A 17,466-nucleotide genomic window follows, 5' to 3' on the forward strand; every position below is an offset into this window, starting at 1 on the left:
ATAAGATGTTTCTGAATTGTCATTCTTATCATAGCCTAAGGTATGGAACCATTTCTATTAAAGAATTGGTAGACCAGGCTGTACATTTTAATATTAAAACCTTAGCTCTTACAGATATAAATACCATTACCGGAATCTATGATTTTTATAAGCTTTGTCAGGAGTATAATATCAAACCGATTGTCGGAGTGGAAATACGGGTTCAGAATGAACTGTATTATATTTGCCTGGCCCGAAATCAAAAAAGCATTGCAGAAGTTAACAGGCTTTTAACCGCATTTAACTGTGAAGACATTGAAATTCCTAAAGCCAATCCTGATTTTACAGATACTTTTGTTATTTACCCACTGGAGAATATTCCTGAAAAATTAGCAGATCATGAATTTATAGGCATCAGACAGAACCAGCTCAACCTTTTGATTCAACCGGAATTAAAACAGTTCATCCATAAAATGGTTATTCTTCGTCCGGTTACCTTTACAACCCCTGAAGAATATGAGCTTCATAAGATATTAAGAGCTATTGATCATAATACATTGATCAGTAAACTTACAGAAGCTGATTACTGTAAAGAGAACGAAATGTTTACTGATAAAAAAGAGCTTCTGGCTCAATTTTACCATGAGCCACAGATTATTGAGAACACAAAGTATATTGTCAATAGCTGTCATTTTGATTTTGATTTTTCAACCCCTAAAAACAAAAAGAATTTCACAGACAGCAAAGAAAATGATTCTAAGCTTTTAAAGAAGTTATCGTATCAGGGACTTTCAAAAAGATACTCCGAGGATAACCTGCAGGCCAAAGCAAGAGTGGATAAAGAACTGAGGGTTATTGAACAACTTAATTTCTGTGCTTATTTTCTCATCACCTGGGATATTATCCAATACAGCAACCGGATGGGATTTATGCACGTAGGAAGAGGCAGCGGTGCCAATTCCATTGTCAGCTACTGCATCGGCATTACCGATATATGTCCTCTGGAGCTGGATCTGTACTTTGAGAGGTTCCTCAACCTCAACCGTAAAACGCCTCCTGATTTTGACATAGACTGGAGCTGGCAGACAAGGGATATCATCTTGGAATATATTTTTGATAAATATGGTAAAGACCATGTTGCTTTCTGTGGAACTAATGTTGAATTCAAGTACCGTTCTATTTTCCGGGAAGTAGGAAAAGTATTCGGGCTTCCGAAAGATGAGCTTGATATACTGGCAACAAAACCCATCCAGAAACATGATACTAATTCGGTATCCAGACAGGTTCATTACTACGGAAAATTGTTGGAAAAGTTTCCTAACCAGAGAAGTATGCATTCCTGTGGAATCCTGATCTCCGAAGAACCTATCACCAATTATTCCGCATTAGAAATGCCTCCCAAAGGTTTTCCGATCGTACAGTTCGATATGTATACCGCCGAAGAAATTGGTCTTGAAAAATTTGATATTCTCTCACAGAGAGGATTAGGAACTATAGATGACACTGTAAGGCTGATTAAGGCAAAAAGAGGAATTGATATTGATATCCGGGATACCTCGCTCTCAAAAGACGAAACCCGATGCAATGAATTCTTAAGTTCCGGAAAAACCATCGGCTGTTTTTATATTGAATCTCCTGCTATGCGTGGATTACTCCGCAGGCTGAAATGCAACAACTACAAAGTATTGGTTGCTGCCTCCTCCATTATCCGGCCCGGGGTGGCCCAAAGCGGAATGATGCGGGAATATATTTTCAGGCATAATAATCCTACAAAATTTGAGTATTTCCATGAGGTTTTTGAAAAGGAATTAGGAGAAACTTATGGAATCATGGTGTATCAGGAAGATGTCATTAAGGTTGCCCTTCACTTCGGAGGATTATCCGCCCCTGATGGTGACGTACTGAGAAGAGCGATGAGCGGTAAAGGCCGTTCTTTATCTGCATTACAGAAAGTAAAAGATAATTTCTTTGAGTCCTGTAAAAGATTGGGACACCCTGAACAGTTATCTATGGAAGTATACCGGCAGATCGAATCCTTTGCTGGATACTCATTTTGCAAAGCACATTCTGCTTCCTATGCCGTAGAAAGTTACCAGAGTTTATATCTCAAGGTCTATTATCCAATCGAATTTATGGTTTCTGCTATCAATAACGGAGGAGGATTCTATAGAACCGAAGTCTACATTCATGAGGCCAGAATGTCGGGAGCTGCAATTCATAATCCCTGTATTAATCTAAGTGAATATCAAACAACGGTTCATGGTTCGGATGTTTATTTAGGCTTCATGCATATTGAAAGATTGGAAACAAGGTTAGCAAAACTGATTCCTGAAGAAAGAACCCTGAATGGAGAGTACACCTCTCTTGAAAACTTTGTTAAAAGGATTTCTATCGGCATCGAAACATTGCAGATTCTAATCTTTATCGGAGCATTCCGCTTTACCGGAAAACAGAAGCATGAGCTGCTCATTGAATCAAGATTTCTGTTGGGAACTCATAAAGTTGCTTTCAGGCATCTGACTTTACTGGACGAACCTCAGAAAGATTATCAACTTCCCACCATAGAAAGAAATCCATTTGAAGATGCTTTTGATGAAATAGAGATATTAGGATTTCCTGTTTCTTTTAGCTCTTTTGATTTATTACAAACCCGGTACAGAGGTTCCGTTTTAGTAAAAGATTTATTGAAGTTTCATAAATGTCAGGTTAAGATGCTTGCTTATCTTATTTCACGAAAGCATGTTCCCACCAAAAAAGGAACGATGTATTTCGGAACCTGGATCGATGCTGAAGGAGAATACTTTGATACCGCTCATTTTCCAAACTGCCTTGAAGAATATCCTTTTCAGGGCGGTGGCTGTTATCTTCTATTGGGAACCGTAGAGGTCGATTTCTATTTTCCTACTGTTACCATTCATAAAATGGCCAAAATGCCTTTTATTCCGGATCCCAGATATTCTATGGATAAAGAAAAATCCTTGGAAGCTCAACGTAATCTGCATGAGGATGTCAGTATGACCTGGAGAAAGCCTTATCCTCAGGAACATGAGATTGGATTACCAAGGCAAAAGATGTAGCATCCGAAATTACTAAAAAAAGATATCTTTAATTATTTTCAGTATTTATCTAGACTTCTCTTAATAAAAAAAGGAGTTATCTTTCGATAAGCTCCTTAATTTAAAATAACTATAAAGTATTAGTGAGAAGTAACATCTAATAAAGCCGGTAGATTCTTATCCCAACCACCACCAAGTGCCTCTATACACGGCAACACTTGCTTTCAACTGATTGACCTTTTTTCCAACCAGTTCAAATTTATTGTACAAATCTAAATTTATACTTACTTTTGTACAATGAAAGATTAGGAAGAATTGAAAAGAAAATACTGGAGATTTCCCCGGAACAATTAAACAAAGAGGGCGGAAGCAATTGCATTTATTTTACGGCTTTCGACGATGTTTTATCGTTAGGCGTATAGGAAAAGAACGAATTGATCAACCAAATGACGAGGGAACGAAATATCTATTCCCAAAACCTAACCTGGAGAAGGATTACATTAGTGGATAAATAAGACTGCAAGGTTCAACCGCTCATTTGGGTATATTGCAAACTCAAAATCGACAAGATGCCTATCTTGTCGATCAACTAATAACAATAATCGAATGAATGGATGAAAATCTTTTCCTATGGTTCGATTTCCTGGCGAAATTACAAAAATTTGAGTAAAACTATGCTTTCCACAGCCTTTCATTTCGGGTTCCAATTTATTTGAATTATCATTATACAGGAAACAGCAAATAAAAAGGCTAAATTTCACCGGTATGGCCAATGCCTTTGTGAAAATGATCCGTCTAATCGTTTATCAATCCGTACCATACCATAATGAAAGTCTATATATCAGAACAAGAATCATCACCCGAGACAGCTTTCGGCATTCTTATCCTCGATAACTTTTATCAGTTGCGGAAACATCGATATAGAAGATAATATTCCGGCAGCGATTTCCAACAGGCTTTCATCATCGGAGTCTACTCATTCCCTTATTATCCCTACGCTTCATCTTTGGTATTTTTCACTAGACCAATGCTCCCTGAAAAGAAAATTAAGCCAAGAAAACCAACGACACCCAAAGTAGTGTAGCCTGGCTTTTATTGATGAGCTCATACCCCGAGTATATTAAACCAACGATGCCAAGAACTGTCAGTATGGTTCCAAAAATTCTTTTAACGTTATAGCTTTTTATTTTAAGGATATATTGGATGTTAATCAATTATATTTTTATTGATAATGCTTGTCTACTATATGCTTTAAGTCAATCCCTTGTTTAATTTGGCTCAAAAGAACCAAATCATCGATAAAAGTGTTTGAAGATGAACTCTTTAGGTTCAAAGAACCGACATTTGAAGATCAATTCTTTGTTATTTTTTCCGCCACGCAATCATCTCGTCCCAATTATCCGCCTATATTTAATATATGATTATGTTGATTCAAAATTTTGGACAAAATCGCTCATAGCAGCTTCTACAGCATTTTTTTAGAGGCCTGTATAAAATAGCATTATATCCGTAGGAAGCTCCTTTCTTCACGATTTAAACCTACTTCTAATAATATAAGAAAAATTAGTATGATTTATAAAGTTTTCTAAAACAAAATCTAAAGCAAGAAAGAGGATTGAAACAGCTATTTTCAAATGAGGAGGACAATCTCAATCAGTAATATTCTGCGAAATTGTTCCACACGCGATTACTAGAACTGTTTCCCCAATAACAGCTGTTATAATGATCCAATATATAATTTTTTCCATTCAAAAGAAATCTGAACAAAATAAAACTAAACTTAATCTAAATACACACCTGGCTAATTTTAATAAATGTCTATTTAATATATTTATTTTCAAATTGTTTGCCATACAGTTTTCTAGCTAGTATGACAATGATGTGGCCGATCATTGGATAGATTATAATACAAATCCCTATGATTAAGCCAGTTCCAAATAAGCCAAATATAATATGTAAAACTTGCATAGAATCCTGAAACATACCAAAAGAGATCTGATCTGAAAAGTAAATCCATTTTGAACGTTTAATTCCCATCACCAGCAATATAAGCCAAAATCCTAAGAATGAAGCATTAAAGATCCGGCTTCCCAGAAAAATAGTCTTTTTAACTTTTGGTCTCATTCCTTTTACAATTTCCAGGATAAAACTTACAGAAGACAACAGAATAGTGGTATTAATCCCGATGATAGTTCCCATAGAATGAGCCACCGTAATGTGTGTTCCATGTGTAAAAAGATTAATGGCAGGAATGGAAATCAACAATGCCAAAAACAGGTTCAGAAAGATCCATAACTCTGATAACATCAGCATACGGTAAGATACTGAAAACTGTTTCTTACTTTGTGCCGGAATATCTTTTTTCCAAAGATAGATGATTCTTAGCAGGATGATCCATTCCGTCATACTGATGATATATGCTAAATAACGGATCCATTCTGCATTCGGAACGGGATAAATGTGATGTGCCCAATTGAACATCACATTAATAAGACCGAGGAAGAAAAAAAGAATCCCGTTTTTGAATGGCTGTAACCTGACTTTCCACTGTTTCTTTCCATTACATACATAGAGGTACCGTATACCAACATATTCCATGCCCCTACATAGGCACCGCCTGCTTTCCACTGCATCGTAAGGTTTTGAGTATAGTGTTCTCTGAAGTAAGGCAGGATCCAGAGGTGAGCTTCTGTAAAATGAAAAATCATCAATACGATTCCCGTTCCCCACATCCAGTAATATACAGGCCAACGGGAAAAAGTACGCCACATCACACGAAAATAATAAATTCCGAACAAGATCCATCCTAAAAGAATAGGTACATAGAAACCATGAGGAAATTCAAGGTATTCTTTTCCTTCAAATTTCTTGAATATATAACAAGCCGCTATCAATATACCCGTAAATGTAAAGACCCAAAATTGCCACTTCATAATCCCTGAGCTTGTCTTATCATTCTGGATATACCACATGATCCCGCCAATAGCTGTCATAAAGATCCATGAAAGCGCAAAAAGAGTATGTAACGGCCGAAGAACAGTAAATGGAAATATGGTTTTAGCAAAATCCGGAACCGCATACTGTACACCAGATAAAAAACCAACAAAAAGACACAGTACCAGGCTCAGCAGCCCGATCAGTATATAATAGAAAGGATAAGCGTTATTTTTCATTTTTTACTTTTTGTGGATAGTCTACCCATCCGCCATAATTGATCACAGCATTCTGCGTTGGATAATAACCCGTTCTATCAACTTCTTTTAAAAATTGTAGGATCTGGTCCTGCTGATCAGGCGAAAAATCGAATTTGGGCATGGATTTGATCCCGCTGATCATCATTACCTTTAGATATTCATCACTTTTATCAGGCCTGGACGTAACATTAGTAAGATCCGGGCCTAAATATCCCCCCAGACCATACAGTTGATGACAAGCATTACAATTATTTTCCAGCCATAGTCTCTCACCGTTCAAGGCTTTTTCTGAAAGCTTAAAATCACCGTAATCTGCCTTTTCAGTATAAATTTCTCTATTGTAGAATGCGTAGATGAAAACCATGAAAAGAAAGATGCCCGCGTAGTATTTATTCATCTTCATTGATATTATGTTGTATGAATCTAAGTCTGTAGTGATCTCCAAATAAAACATTCTTCCTATTGGGGACGTTAGGAGCCGGGATCTGCCGGAATAAGGCTGAGTAAAAATGTGTACTTTTTTTCTGCTTCTGAACATATAGGATAATTTCCATCCGCGTAATACTCCTCATAATGAATATTTTAATTACTTGAAATGATGATAATACAACCTCGAATCATATACTCCATTGATCACTTTATGTATAGAATAACATGATTTATGACACAAAAATAGAAAAAAAATCTATAATAAGACAAAAATGTCTTATTTATAATATCTTTGTGCAAGTAAACTAGATTATTAAAAAAAACCGAAACAATGAACGCAAATTTATCTTCCGCCCACAGAATTCTGTTTCTGAATACTTTGGCATTTACGATCTGTTTTGCCTGTTGGACTTTAAACGGTGTTTTAGTTACTTATCTTGTTGACAACAATATTTTCAACTGGTCTGTGGTAGAAACAGGCTGGCTTTTGGGAATCCCTATTCTTTCAGGCTCTATCATGAGACTTCCCTTAGGGATTTTAACAGATAAATATGGAGGAAAACCTGTATTCTCAACTTTACTTTTACTTTGCAGCATACCTTTATTTTTATTATATTTTGCAGATTCTTATTGGATCTATTTGTTATTAAGTGTCCTATTCGGAATGGTGGGAACAGCATTTGCCGTAGGTATTGCCTTCACTTCTGCTTGGTACCCGAAAGAATGGCAGGGACGTGCATTGGGAATATTCGGAATGGGAAATGCAGGAGCTGCTCTTACTACATTTTTTGCTCCTACTCTGCTCAATTATCTATCTGCTGATGATCCGGAAAACGGATGGAGAACGCTTCCCATCATCTACGGAATTACGTTAACGATCATCGGATTTATATTCCTGTTTTTTGTTGAAAATAAAAAAGCAGCAGTTCAGAACAAATCAGTAAAACAGCTTCTTAATCCTTTAAGCAAAATCAGGGTTTGGCGATTCGGTCTGTATTATTTTCTGGTATTCGGCCTGTTTGTTGCTTTCTCACAATGGTTATTGCCTTATTATGTAAGTGTTTACCAAACTTCATTGGTTTTAGCAGGACTTCTTACTTCCGCATTCAGTTTACCGAGCGGTGTGATCCGTGCATTTGGAGGCTATCTTTCAGATAAATTCGGGGCCAGAAAAGTCATGTACTGGGTACTCTATTCTTCTCTGGTCTTAAGCGGATTATTGATGCTTCCTAAAATGGAGATTTTGACACCGGGAAAAGGAATCACTGCAAAAAAAACAGGAACAGTTCAAACCATTGAAAAAGATAAGATCATTCTTGATAACGGGGAATTCAGCATCAGTTCAAAACCTGAAATACCTCAGCAAACCTCTGTATTACCCAAATCATTTTCATGGCAGGAAGTTTTGGTAAAACACAATGAAAAAGTACAGAAAAAACAACTTTTAGCACAGGGCATTACCCTCATCAAATTTGAAGCACATATATGGGTTTTCTCCATTCTTGTCATTCTTATTGGCATTATGTGGGGAATCGGTAAAGCGGCCGTCTACAAACATATCCCTGAATACTTTCCGAACGAAGTGGGTGTTGTTGGTGGAATGGTAGGGCTTATCGGTGGTTTAGGAGGCTTCATTGGACCTATCTTATTTGGTTATCTCCTAGATTTTTCAGGATTATGGACCAGCTCATGGATTTTCGTGTTCCTGGTTTCAACCATATCTCTTTTCTGGATGAATACAATAATCAAAAAAATGACACATAAAGAAGCACCACACATTAAGGATAGAATTGAACATGTCAATTGCAACAAAGATTAACATTAAACCCCAAAATAAACAACTAAAAAGATGAATGACTCACATTGGCTCACCAACTATGACTCTTCCAACGAAGAATTCTGGAAACGCAGCGGCAAAAAAACAGCATGGAAAACATTGACCATTACAACTGCGGCTCTCACCTTATCTTTCGCGACCTGGTTTTTATACAGCGTTATCGTTATCAAACTTCCTCACATTGGCTTTCAGTTCACAGATGACCAGCTATTCTGGATGGGAGCAATGCCCGGATTAGCGGGAGGGCTTCTAAGAATTGTCAATACATTTCTAATTCCTATCTATGGTACCAGAAAGGTAGTTTCTGTCAGTTCACTCATCAAGATCATTCCTGTGGTCATGCTTGGATTTGCCGTTATGAATCCTGAGACATCCTTTACTTATTTTATGGTGATTGGATTCTTGTTGGGAATCGGTGGTGGAGACTTTTCATCTTTTATGCCTTCAACATCCTTATTTTTCCCGAAAAAAGAAGCCGGAACCGCACTCGGTATTCAGGCTGGAATCGGTAATTTTGGAGTAAGCCTGGTACAGTTGCTTTCACCACTTGTGATCAGTTTAAGTATCTTTTCATTCATGGGGGGTGGCGAGATCATTGTGGAAACAGGAAAAACCATCTACTTGGAAAATATTGCGTTCATCTATGTTATTCCACTATTTATCATTGGAATCTGGGCATGGTTCTCATTAAAAAGTATTCCGGTAAAGGCATCTTTCAAAGAGCAATTGGACATCTTCAAGGATAAACATACCCTGTACTGTACAATGACCTATATCATGACCTTCGGGATTTTTGCAGGGTTTTCGGCATCCTTCCCTATGATGATCAAAAACCTGTATGTTCCTTTAGACAAAAACCTTGATCCGCTACAGTTTGCATTTTACGGACCGCTTATTGGTTCAGCATCCAGAGTGATCTTTGGAAAAGTTGCTGATAAGATCGGAGGTGCATTACTTACACAGGTTACCGGAATAGCATTGATCATCCTGATTTGCAGATTGATTCTCGGAGGATATTTAACACCTACTTCTCCCGATCAGTTCGAGGGTTTCCTATTTATCGTTTTAGCCATCTTTTTCTTCACAGGAATTGGAAATGCAGCAACGTTCAAGCAATTCCCAGTCATTTTCTCAGATTCTCCGAGAAAAGCAGCCGGAGTTATAGGCTGGACTGCAGCAGTGGCCGCTTTCGGACCTTTTGTGTTCAATGTTTTGATCACACAATCCAGAATGATGACAGGTGATTCAAGGCTCTTTTTCTGGTTTTTGGTAGTGGGTTGCGTAATGGCTACAGCTGTCAACTGGAATTTCTATACCAAATCTGGATGTGAAAGACCTTGTTAATAATAAAACTTAAAAAAAATGAAAAGAAACCTCATGTTACTGATGATGATGATATCCATCATCCTGAATGTTGTTCTGATCTATAAATTCTTTTATCAGGGAGAAAAAGTGATCATTAAAAAAGACAGCAGATCCGAGATAAAAATGACCAAAGAAAACCGTGAATATGTGATGGCAGAAATGCGGGGTTTCTTGGAAAGTGTACAAAAGATCAATGACGGAATTGCTAAAAACGATCCCAATATGGTCGCCGGTGTTGGTCAGCAATCCGGAGCCTGTAAGATAAATACCATTCCTCAGGGACTGGTAAGATCTTTACCCTATGAGTTCAAACAAATGGGCTTTCATACCCATGAACTTTTTGATGTAATGTCAAAAATGGCCAAGCAAAAATACAACAGACAGGAAATTCAGGTGAAAATGAATGAACTTCTCAACAACTGTGTTGCTTGTCATCAAACTTATAAAATAACCGCTGAACCTTAATGAAATGTTTAAGAACAAAATTACTTTAGGCATTTTAAGCCTCGCTTTCGGATTGGCCAATGCACAAATGGATAGTCTGAAAATGAACATTGATCTGCGAACACGAGCAGAACTGGATAATGGAGCAAGAACCCTCATTCCAAAAGGGAAATCTGCAGAGACAACTGTTCTTTCCCGTGCTCGAGTCGGAATAGATTATTATTATAAAAACCTGGAAGTTTACATCAGTGCACAGGATGTAAGAACATGGGGAGAAACAGCTTCCAATACAGGAAAAAATCAGAACTTCACCATTCACGAAGCCTGGGCAAAATATCAGTTTTCAGACCAATTTTCTTTGAAACTAGGGAAACAGATTCTTTCCTACGACAACGAACGTTTACTTGGGACATTGGATTGGATGATGCAGGGACGAAGTTTTGAAACTTTGAAAGGTATTTATACCCTAAGTCCGAATTCTAAAATCGAAGCTGCAATCACCTACAACAATGATGATAATGATACCAATGATTTGTCCGAAAAAGAGATTTACAGCATTTCGGAGGGTGGAGAAATCACAAAATCACTTCAGGTTTTGCATTATCAATTTGCCGGAAACAACAAATTCCAATTCTCGGCCATCGCTCTGAATAATATTTTGCAAAATCCATCAGGTACCCATTATGATATGTTGACAATGGGAATCAATGCGAAAAAATATTTCGAAAACATCGGTTTTTTCGGTTCAGCATATTATCAAACGGGTAAAAACACAAGCGCTCAGACCAAGTCTGCTTATCAGTTTTCAATCAATTCAGATTTTCTGATTCATCCAAAGATTAATATTGTTGCCGGGACGGAATGGCTTTCCGGTAGGAGTTATGATACTTATTCCGGAGAAAACAGATCGTTCAGCCCTTTGTATGGAACCAATCACCTGCATAATGGGTTTATGGATTATTTTTATTTTGGAACGAGCCATTTTAACGGTTTCGGGTTGAATGATTATTATCTTAAATCTACTTTTAAGTTTAATTCTAACTCCATAATTACGGGTAACCTGCACATTTTCACTACAAACGGAAAACTGGGTGAGAATAATCTGGAAAAAAAATATTCATCTTATTTAGGAAGCGAACTGGATCTGGTTCTCATCCAAAAATTCTGGAAAGTGATCACGGTAAACCTAGGTCATTCCTTTATGTTTGCAAGTGACAGTATGAAAGTCCTTAAAAATGTTTCAGAACCAAAAGATCTGCAAACGTGGACGTGGCTTGCTCTGAAAATTGCGCCTAATTTCAAACTGAAATAATTTGTCTTAATCGATGAAAGTCATTAGAATTTTAGTGGCTTTCATTTTTTTAAGCTTCACTTCAACTTTATACCAAATATGAATCTCCTAAAATCTGTGGTTTCGGCGAGGTTTTTGTATTTTTACAACCAAGTTAGTAGTTTAATCATTAATAAGAATAAATGTTGATATTTTCGAATACATGTCAGTATGCAATAAAAGCATGTATTATACTTGCCATTGAAAGGCGGAAGATTGGGATCGCAGATATTTCGGAAAAAATAGGCACCCCTACCCCTTTCACTTCCAAAATTTTACAGCATATGACCAGAAAAAAACTGATTTCTTCAGGAAAAGGAAAAGGTGGTGGTTTTTATCTCGATGATGAACAATTTGAGAATCTGACAATCAAAGACATCTATGAAAATTTTGAAGGTAAGGAAGTTCTTACCTCATGTCTTTTAGGGTTATCCTTATGTAATGGGGAAAATCCCTGTCCCATTCATCACCTTGCTGTTGCTGTAAAGGAAAAAGTGATGATCATGTTCCAATATAAGATCAAAGATCTGAAAGATCTTGGAAGTGTAATGAAGCTGATGAATGAGCCAGGAGTATTTTAAATTCTACAGCTTATAACTGCGGAATCTGGATCTGATCAATTTTTGATCTGTATGATTTCAGTTCAGAAAAAATACGGTCTACTTTTGATCTGAAATAGTTTGTATGGGCAAAAAGATCTTCATAATAAGCAATTCCTTTCAGTAAATTAGCTTTGAAGCTCTCCCATTTTTTCACCTGAGATTTGGTGATCTCTTCAGAAAAATCGGCTATTTCGTTTTTAAGATGATCCACATACAGTTTCAATTCGTTGATAAAGACATTTGGACGGCGTTCATCCGGCAAAACATTTTCGTATCCGTAAATATGGCGAACCATTTCCGAAAGTGAAAGTTCTCTGTCGAAAAAGCTAAGATTAGGTCCCGGGCAAATAACAACTCCCTGTTTCTCACCTTTTATCGGCAATCCGTGTTCCAGATAAGCGGAATTGACAAGACCTACACAAAGGCAGGATTTATCGGTGATATTTTTTCTGCTTTTTTCGTATTGTTTATCTGTAAGATTTGCTCTGTTATTTTCCAGCTCATCCATTTTGATATCCTGATATTTTTTTGAAGCGGTACAGGTTCCTTTCGGATCAAATTCTTTGCTTAAAGCCAAAAGTTTTTTAGGACATGAACTCCCGAACTTACTTTTTGCTATATTTTTTTCCTTGATGATCTCATTGCTTGTTCCTTTGATTGTATTGAACGGAACTCCCAATGGTGATATGTTGCTCAGATAGAAGTCTTCTTCTTTTCCTTTCACCAGAAGATCTCTTGTTTCCTGATCGAGAGAAGTAGCTTCCGGAACCAACAAAAACGGAGAACCCCATCCTACACTGTCTGCATTATAATTTGAGAGAAGAAATTCGTGTTCTTCAGAAGTTCCTACACCGCCTTGTACAGAAATTTTAATGTCTAAAGGCTCGGAAGGAGCCGTTTTACCCTTTTGTTTCAATGCTTCGCTCCATAAAGAATATGCCGAAAACTGGAGCTCACTCTTTTTTTGTTTGAATTCCTCCATGATTGGACCCATCAAAAGTCCGTCCGTAGCAAAAGCATGACCACCACAATTCAAACCGGATTCTATTCTGTATTCCGAAACCCAAAGTCCTTTTTTTGCAAGAAAATTTCCCTGGATCATCGCTGAACGGAAATCACTTACCTTGATGATGATCTTCTTTTTCAGTTCTCCGTTTTCATTAGGAAAAAAGTGTTCAAATTCCTCCAGATAGCTGTATAATCTGGGATTCATCCCTGCTGAAAACACTACAGATGAAGACAGTTTACTCTTCGCAAAACCACGCAGAGAAGCATGGGCATCATTATAAATCGTAGGAAGCTGTACATCCTTCACGAAGTTGTCCTTATCTACTTTGGTCATGATGTTGACATCAATTTCGCCCGGAAAAAGGTTTTCATCAATGAATTTTTTAATGTCTGCTGCGAGATCGTTTTTCTTATCGAGAATGTTCTGTAATCCTTTTTTGAAATCGGAAGTACTCGGCAACATTCCGATAAACTGTTTTAAGCTTTCTGTGTTTTTGGTAATTTCTTCTTTAAAATCTTTACATTTTTTCGTAACAATATCATCCATCATATCCAGATATGCCGTGATTCTTCTCGCTCTGTGATCTTCCGATTTTATGGAAATGGCAGAATAATCAAAATTGAATTTCTTACTGTAAAAATCTCTCATTCTTTCCACGATCTCATCATCGATAATAGACACTACGGAAGAAATTCCAAACTGGGCAACACGGATCGGACTGTCTATGGTATAAGCCAGTCCCATTACAGGAATATGAAAATTGTGTACTGGTTTTTTGTTCATTATTTATTAAATTGGTTTAGATTGATATTTTTAAATTCTTTATTGATGTAATTCTTTATTCTTAAAGCTCTGATAAACATCCCGATCGAGATCATAATGACCACCGAAGCAAAAAGCAGCCAGTATTTTGCACTTAAAAATGGAATGTAAACGATGGAAAAGAATCCCGAAAGTCCCAAAATAACCTCATTACATATGATCCCGAAGATCATGATCACAATACTGGTCTGAAGGAATTTGTTGATCTTGATATTTTCCAGATGCAGCATTTTCCAGATCAGGAAAAGACTCACTCCCATCAGTAAAACCAAGTGCAAATACCCGATCACGATATTGATATTGCTGAAAGCGTAAATTCCCAGTTCAGGAATTGCCGATAAGATCTGAAGAATGAATTTTCCTAAAAATGCAAAGCCTACAACCACAAGAAGCCATTTTTGTATGACATGCTGTTTTTTGAATAGTTTGGTTTGCTCGAACCATCTCCAAAGTTTAATTGCTCCTATAATCTGAAGGATAGAAATCACACCGAAAAAGATGTGAAGGAGCTCCGGCATATCTATCCATAAAATGGAAAGTCCATATCCGAAAAAGCATCCAACAGCCAATAAGCGGAAAATGGTTTTATTCAGTTTTTCCTGAATTTGAACGCCGTATTTTTTCAGGGAGATCAAAAACAAACCTATGGAGGAAAACAGGAAAAATCCGTTATACTGAAAATGAAGATAAAAATAGGTAGAAGCTCTGAACAGCACATCGAACTCGTCTTTCCTTGCCGAAAAATATCCCAACCCGAAAATTCCGATTGCCGACAATGTAGCAAAGAATGCTCCTGACTTCAGCCAAAAGGTTTCAGGATTCTTATTTTTCCTAAGATCAATCAGTAAAAATAGATAATAAGCAAAACCGGTAAATAAAGCTACTGAAGAAAACACGATGGAAAGCCAGAAATACCCTCCATAAAGAAAAGTAATCAGCATTCCGTATGAACCTATCTGATTAAAAATCTGCAAAAGCTGATATTTTGAAACAGCAATTCCAGCATCACTTTCAGTCAGGTATTTCGTAACAAAAAGATAAATCGCTGCCGAAACCCATCCGTAAAATGCAAAATGAGAATGCGATTCCTGCATGAATTTATGAGAAAATCCCGGAAGTGAAAATGCGAGATTATACCTCATCATAACACCGACCACCGATACTATGAAGAAATTGAACAGGCAAAGCTTCAGCCAGAAATTAAAGTTTTTCATTACTACATTATTTTCATTTAATCATCAATTTTCTACACGGAAAAGCACTGAGTTCCTCTTCGCTATGATTGGTCATAAAAACCGTCGCTCCATTATTTTGATGTTCAACGATCTCCGTCATCATTATTTTTCTCATTAAAGGATCCACTGCGGAAAGCGGTTCATCAAGGAGAATGATTTCAGCATCCTGAACCAAAGCTCTTGCCAATGCAATCCTCTGCTGTTGCCCTCCTGAAAGTTTTGATGGGAAAACATTTTCAAAGTTTTTAAGGTTAAATTTTTCCAGTAAACGATCGATTTTTTCAGTGTTTTTTTCCTTCTGTGCAAAAGTAATATTCTGTCTTACCGTCATATTAGGAAACAAAGCATAATTCTGAAACATCAATGCTGTATTACGTTTTTGCGGAGGAAGAAAAATCCGGTTTTCAGTATCCAATACCGTTTCGTTGTTGATGTTAATCACCCCAAAATTCGGAGTAAGCAATCCTGCCATGATCTTAAAAAACACAGTCTTTCCAATCCCCGAATCTCCGGAAACGTGTATAATCCCACCTGTTTCCAGCTGTTCATTAACCCCTAACATTTTACTTCCCGAAGAGGTAAAAATCTGATGTTTTAGGTGGATCTCAATCATCGGAAAGTTGTAAAGTTAATTTTGCGGTTAATACTGTAAATCAGAAGTAAGATTAAAAAAGACAGTATGAAAAGGACAAATGCATACTTATTGGCTGCTTCAAAATTAAGTGCCTGAACCTGATCGTAAATAGCCACTGAGGCAATTCTTGTTTCCTTCGGAATATTTCCTCCCACCATGATCACAATCCCGAATTCCCCTATACAATGCGCAAAAGTGAGCGCAATAGCTGTAATAACGGAAGTCTTTATATTGGGGATAAGCACGCGGAAAAGGGTAACCAATTTTGATTTTCCCATCGTGTAGGAAGCTTGTCTAAGTTCATCAGGCAACGCTGAAAATCCATTCTGTAAAGGCTGGATCATAAACGGAAGGTTAGCAATAATACTAGCCACAACAATTCCATTGAACGAAAAAGCCAACCGGACATCGAAACATTCCTGAAGATATTTCCCGAACGCATTTTCCGGACTGAAAGCCACCAAAAGATAATATCCCATTACGGTAGGAGGCAGTACCATTGGCATACAAATAAGAGTTTCCAGAACAAATTTCAGCTTGAAACGGGAATAGGTGAGCCAATATGCCACAGGAACTCCTATGATGATCAGTATCAAAGTGGTCACCAATGCTAATTTTCCTGTTAGGAATAATGTGTAGATAAATTCCTGATCTAGCATTTAGTGTCGTATTTCAGTTTGGTATCCGTATTTTTGCCAGATCTGCGCTGTTTTTCGGCTTCTTATAAAATCAAAGAACTGCTTGGCTTCTGTCTGTTTTTTTCCTTTCAGCAGGATGCCGCTTTGTGGGATTGAAGCTGCTTCGTTCTCCGACAAGAGATAATAATTCCCTTTAGCTTTCATTTCTTTGCTCATAGCTGTAGAAAGGGCTATAAAAGCGAGATCAGCATTCCCTGTAGCGGCAAATTGTGCAGCCTGACCAATGTTTTCCGCCCAGACTATTTTGTGTTCGATCTTTGGATAGATCCCTGTATTTTTCAAAGCCTGAACGGTATTTTTCCCATATGGAGCCAATTCAGGATCAGCAATTGCGATTTTTTTTATTTCGGGGTTCAATGATGTTTGCAAACCTTCTGAAAGATCAAATGCCGAGCTCCATATCGCTACTTTTCCTAATGCATATATTTCGGCTTTACCGAAATTCCTGTTTCCGTTTTTAATTTTCTCTATGAAAGAGGAATCTGCGGAGAGAAAGAGATCAAAGGGTGCTCCATTGACGATCTGCTGAGTCAATAATCCTGAAGATCCGAAGGTAAGTTCTATTTTTTTACCGGGATTTTCCGTTATATAAAGTTTTTTTAATTCTTCCAGAACATCCCTGAGGTTAGCCGCTGCTGCAACAGAAACAAATGAATTTTGTGTGCTATTTTTCTGATGGCCAGATTCTTTTTTACAGCCAAAAAAAAGTAACAAAGTGAAAATGGTAAAAAATAAATGTCCGAATCGAATCAATCTGTCCATAAGTAGCACGAAAAGAAAGATTTATAATAAGACTTTCTTATCTCTTTTCAAAGATAAGGGTATAAGTTGA

General features: G+C 37.2%; 14 protein-coding genes. 6 read left to right on the forward strand and 8 right to left on the reverse strand.

Annotated elements, in window-relative coordinates; genetic code table 11:
• The first annotated feature begins 5 nt into the window (after nucleotides 1–5).
• A complete protein-coding gene (locus ACWNCI_RS08860) occupies nucleotides 6–3,056 on the forward strand; it encodes a DNA polymerase III subunit alpha (protein WP_449388033.1) in 3,051 nt (1,016 codons plus the stop codon).
• Nucleotides 3,057–4,853: 1,797 nt separating this feature from the next.
• On the opposite strand, the gene ACWNCI_RS08865 is transcribed toward ACWNCI_RS08860, so the two are convergent.
• From ACWNCI_RS08865 to ACWNCI_RS08875, 3 genes are read right to left on the reverse strand one after another with little or no spacing between them, the layout of a single operon-like run.
• Nucleotides 4,854–5,516, reverse strand: coding sequence for a cbb3-type cytochrome c oxidase subunit I (locus ACWNCI_RS08865; protein ID WP_449388034.1), 663 nt, complete (start codon nucleotides 5,514–5,516; stop codon nucleotides 4,854–4,856).
• A complete protein-coding gene (locus ACWNCI_RS08870) occupies nucleotides 5,516–6,208 on the reverse strand; it encodes a hypothetical protein (RefSeq protein WP_449388035.1) in 693 nt (230 codons plus the stop codon). The genes ACWNCI_RS08865 and ACWNCI_RS08870 overlap by 1 nt, the downstream gene beginning before the upstream one ends.
• The gene (locus ACWNCI_RS08875; protein ID WP_166668339.1) at nucleotides 6,198–6,626 is read right to left on the reverse strand and encodes a c-type cytochrome; all 429 of its coding nucleotides are present in this window, start codon (nucleotides 6,624–6,626) and stop codon (nucleotides 6,198–6,200) included. Before ACWNCI_RS08875 ends, ACWNCI_RS08870 begins: the two co-directional genes overlap by 11 nt.
• 363 nt (nucleotides 6,627–6,989) lie before the next feature.
• Here ACWNCI_RS08875 and ACWNCI_RS08880 point away from each other — a divergent pair, with 363 nt between their 5' ends.
• The 5 genes from ACWNCI_RS08880 (at nucleotide 6,990) to ACWNCI_RS08900 (ending at nucleotide 12,215) form a co-directional block, all read left to right on the forward strand.
• Nucleotides 6,990–8,477: an MFS transporter gene (locus ACWNCI_RS08880; protein WP_449388036.1), complete on the forward strand. Its 1,488-nt coding sequence runs from the start codon at nucleotides 6,990–6,992 to the stop codon at nucleotides 8,475–8,477.
• Nucleotides 8,478–8,507: 30 nt separating this feature from the next.
• Nucleotides 8,508–9,839 carry an MFS transporter gene (locus tag ACWNCI_RS08885; protein ID WP_449388037.1) on the forward strand — a complete coding sequence of 444 codons (1,332 nt, stop codon included), beginning with the start codon at nucleotides 8,508–8,510 and terminating at the stop codon, nucleotides 9,837–9,839.
• An 18-nt stretch (nucleotides 9,840–9,857) separates the two neighbouring features.
• On the forward strand, nucleotides 9,858–10,325 hold the full coding sequence (locus ACWNCI_RS08890) for a hypothetical protein (protein WP_449388038.1): 468 nt from the start codon (nucleotides 9,858–9,860) through the stop codon (nucleotides 10,323–10,325).
• A 4-nt stretch (nucleotides 10,326–10,329) separates the two neighbouring features.
• Nucleotides 10,330–11,616 carry an alginate export family protein gene (locus tag ACWNCI_RS08895; protein ID WP_449388039.1) on the forward strand — a complete coding sequence of 429 codons (1,287 nt, stop codon included), beginning with the start codon at nucleotides 10,330–10,332 and terminating at the stop codon, nucleotides 11,614–11,616.
• Nucleotides 11,617–11,777: 161 nt separating this feature from the next.
• Complete coding sequence (locus ACWNCI_RS08900; RefSeq protein ID WP_050009576.1) at nucleotides 11,778–12,215, forward strand: RrF2 family transcriptional regulator; 438 nt, start codon at nucleotides 11,778–11,780, stop codon at nucleotides 12,213–12,215.
• Nucleotides 12,216–12,225: 10 nt separating this feature from the next.
• Here the strand turns inward: ACWNCI_RS08900 and ACWNCI_RS08905 are convergent, their stop codons facing one another.
• The 5 genes from ACWNCI_RS08905 to modA are packed head-to-tail and all read right to left on the reverse strand — an operon-like array spanning nucleotide 12,226 to nucleotide 17,396.
• Nucleotides 12,226–14,028: a hypothetical protein gene (locus ACWNCI_RS08905; protein ID WP_449388040.1), complete on the reverse strand. Its 1,803-nt coding sequence runs from the start codon at nucleotides 14,026–14,028 to the stop codon at nucleotides 12,226–12,228.
• The gene (locus tag ACWNCI_RS08910) at nucleotides 14,028–15,281 is read right to left on the reverse strand and encodes a hypothetical protein (RefSeq protein WP_449388041.1); all 1,254 of its coding nucleotides are present in this window, start codon (nucleotides 15,279–15,281) and stop codon (nucleotides 14,028–14,030) included. The genes ACWNCI_RS08905 and ACWNCI_RS08910 overlap by 1 nt, the downstream gene beginning before the upstream one ends.
• Nucleotides 15,282–15,294: 13 nt before the next feature.
• The gene (locus ACWNCI_RS08915; protein ID WP_449388042.1) at nucleotides 15,295–15,915 is read right to left on the reverse strand and encodes an ATP-binding cassette domain-containing protein; all 621 of its coding nucleotides are present in this window, start codon (nucleotides 15,913–15,915) and stop codon (nucleotides 15,295–15,297) included.
• Nucleotides 15,912–16,595: a molybdate ABC transporter permease subunit gene (gene modB / locus ACWNCI_RS08920; protein WP_449388043.1), complete on the reverse strand. Its 684-nt coding sequence runs from the start codon at nucleotides 16,593–16,595 to the stop codon at nucleotides 15,912–15,914. The genes ACWNCI_RS08915 and modB overlap by 4 nt, the downstream gene beginning before the upstream one ends.
• Nucleotides 16,596–17,396: a molybdate ABC transporter substrate-binding protein gene (modA, locus tag ACWNCI_RS08925; protein ID WP_449388044.1), complete on the reverse strand. Its 801-nt coding sequence runs from the start codon at nucleotides 17,394–17,396 to the stop codon at nucleotides 16,596–16,598.
• Nucleotides 17,397–17,466 lie beyond the last annotated feature (70 nt).

This window comes from Chryseobacterium lineare (assembly GCF_977014045.1).